The organism is Sporosarcina sp. HYO08 (assembly GCF_001563475.1).
GTDB lineage: Bacteria > Bacillota > Bacilli > Bacillales_A > Planococcaceae > Sporosarcina.
This window is the reverse complement of the sequence record NZ_LPUT01000020.1, coordinates 1-768: the sequence shown is the minus strand read 5'-3', so window position 1 is coordinate 768 and position 768 is coordinate 1. Positions and strand designations below refer to the sequence as shown.

Here is a 768-nt window from a genome sequence, read left to right as displayed (position 1 = left end):
GGTAACCCTTACGGGAGCCAGCCGCCGAAGGTGGGACAGATGATTGGGGTGAAGTCGTAACAAGGTAGCCGTATCGGAAGGTGCGGCTGGATCACCTCCTTTCTAAGGATAATTACGGAATGTAAACTTTAGGTTTACAAGTTAACGTTTTGCGTTCAGTTTTGAAGGTTCATTTTAATGGTGAACTTCATAAATTCCCGGAAGGGGCCTATAGCTCAGCTGGTTAGAGCGCACGCCTGATAAGCGTGAGGTCGGTGGTTCGAGTCCACTTAGGCCCACCATATAAACTTCGGGGCCTTAGCTCAGCTGGGAGAGCGCCTGCCTTGCACGCAGGAGGTCAGCGGTTCGATCCCGCTAGGCTCCACCAACTTACTCCTATGGGAGTATTTTTGTTCTTTGAAAACTGGATAAAACGACATTGAAAGCAACATAGAAAAGCTGAAGCGGTCGTTTAGATGCGATAAGCATAAGACGAAACGACGAAGTGGCATTTTTGCTACGTAGTCGGGTTGGCTTATGACTCGAGCATCTGACCGCTGAAGCTGGACAAATCAAGTAATCAACCGAGTCGATTACATTATGTAATCACTTATTTGCAATACCTTTTTAACGTTTCAGCTTTATATCGCTATAAAGTTGAACGACCATTTTTGAAGATTTCGAGCAGCAAGCAGTGCTAGGAAGCGAATGAGTGAACACCGGAGCGTGCTTAGGCACGTGAGGATGTGAACGAGTGAAGCTGACAACGCAATGCGCCGTTGATCGGAA

At 47.3% G+C, this 768-nt stretch carries 2 tRNA genes and 1 rRNA gene; all 3 read left to right on the top strand.

Features of this window, described 5'->3' with window-relative positions:
* Positions 1–102: ribosomal RNA gene (locus AU377_RS07005) — 16S ribosomal RNA — on the top strand; the annotation flags it as partial.
* Between the two features lie 102 nt (positions 103–204).
* Positions 205–281: transfer RNA gene (locus AU377_RS07000), tRNA-Ile, on the top strand.
* Between the two features lie 10 nt (positions 282–291).
* Positions 292–367 (top strand) — tRNA-Ala (locus tag AU377_RS06995).
* Positions 368–768 lie beyond the last annotated feature (401 nt).